The organism is Vibrio sp. FF266, assembly GCF_041439695.1.
GTDB classification, from domain to species: Bacteria; Pseudomonadota; Gammaproteobacteria; order Enterobacterales; family Vibrionaceae; genus Vibrio; species Vibrio tasmaniensis_A.
In genome coordinates this window covers 1-1,404 of the sequence record NZ_JBGOOO010000109.1, presented here as the reverse complement: position 1 = coordinate 1,404, position 1,404 = coordinate 1, and the positions used below count along the sequence as shown (strand labels likewise).

Sequence of the window (1,404 nt, the reverse complement as noted above, 5' to 3'; positions counted from 1 at the left end):
GGTAGAGAAGATAATCCGCCATTTGCTCAAGATAAGGTTCATCGACCGCGCCATCCGAAACCGTAAAGGCTTGAGAGAGGGTGGGCGGGACTAGGGTTCGGCTTTGATGGGTAAGGGCTTGATAACTGGTGTAACCCAACACCAGGTTAGTGATAAGCATAACAAGAAAGCCTGCACTCAAAAAAAGATTGAGGAGGCTTTTGACGGCCAGCTTATCCCGTTTAACAAACGGATCCATGATGAAGGGTCTCCTTAGAAAATCCAGTAACGACGACAGGCTGAGGGGGTACGCTTAAAGAGGGTGGGATGGACAAAGGAAGCCCCCCACCAATAAAGTGACAGGGTAATGATGTTGTCACCGTATTGCGCTTTGATGTAACGTAATCCCCCAAACCAAGCCAGCGATAACGTCAGCCCTATCATTTCGTGTTTAAGCCAGAATGAGAGGCCAAAAATGCAGAGGGCAGGCACGAGTTCATCAACTGGGAACCCGAGCCAGCGACGACCTTTGTTCATGTGTTTTGGAATAGAAAAAAACTGATGAGGGTCTTCCATTGTGACTCCTTAGCCTAAGCCGACGAGTGGCGCTCCAACATTCCACAAGACTGAGCCGCCAATGAACCCGCCAACGGCCGCAAACCAGTTACGGCTCATCAGTCCAGTGACGACCGCCCCCGCAAGCCCAGTCCCCAGCATCGCGGTTTCAACCGCAGAGCCTTTGCCCGCCGAGTCTTTCATGGCTTGTTTACCTGACGCGAAGATATCGGCAGCCAGAGCGGGCTGAGTGATAAGAAGTGTCGAGACAGCAACGCCAAGCCCGACAAGGAGGGTGCGCTGGGTGCGTTTTTTCATAATAAGTATCCTTATTGAGTGATAAAATTATCATGTGCGTGGTCATGATGGAGGAAAAGGGAGTGCTCCCTACCACCTCCTTGCCTGATAGGCAGGGAGGAATGCTTATGTTGTCCTAGGTAGACCGTGTAGTTGTAGTGGTCTAATGATCTTGGACACCGGGCAACGTGCCAATGAAAGGGAGCGTGGGGAGAGAGGTTAAAATCAACATAGGCACGCATCATAAAGAAAACAGACAAGATTTCGCGTACTTTAAACCACGATTACGGCTCACATGTTACCGTTGAGCCCCATTTCTTCCTGATTACATTAAAGGCAACAAGGAAGCGTTTACAGACTTCAAACCGCGATTACGACTGACGTGTTGTTTCCAATTTTGAGGGGTCATAAGGGTGTTTTTGAGTTTACGATAATGTTTTTTGCGAGCATTCTTTGATGGTGGAGGCGTGAGATGACGGACTGATTGGGTTTGTTTTTGAACCGAAACGAAATGAACGCCCTTCCAATAGAAAGGAAAGGGGAGGCGGTCAGTAAAAGGCAACAAAGCAGCAA

General features: G+C 49.1%; 4 protein-coding genes. All 4 read right to left on the bottom strand.

All coding sequences use genetic code 11. From position 1 onward, the window contains the following. A partial coding sequence (locus ACED59_RS24460; RefSeq protein ID WP_371731394.1) for a TraE/TraK family type IV conjugative transfer system protein occupies positions 1-238 on the bottom strand: 238 nt, incomplete at its 3' end. 14 nt (positions 239-252) lie between these two features. After that, entirely contained in the window at positions 253-555 is a 303-nt protein-coding gene (traL, locus tag ACED59_RS24455; protein ID WP_371731393.1) for a type IV conjugative transfer system protein TraL, read from the bottom strand. Positions 556-564: 9 nt separating this feature from the next. Further along, positions 565-852, bottom strand: coding sequence for a type IV conjugative transfer system pilin TraA (gene traA, locus ACED59_RS24450; RefSeq protein ID WP_016800088.1), 288 nt, complete (start codon positions 850-852; stop codon positions 565-567). Between the two features lie 304 nt (positions 853-1,156). Further along, on the bottom strand, positions 1,157-1,404 hold a 248-nt coding region (locus ACED59_RS24445; protein WP_371731392.1), incomplete at its 5' end, for a hypothetical protein.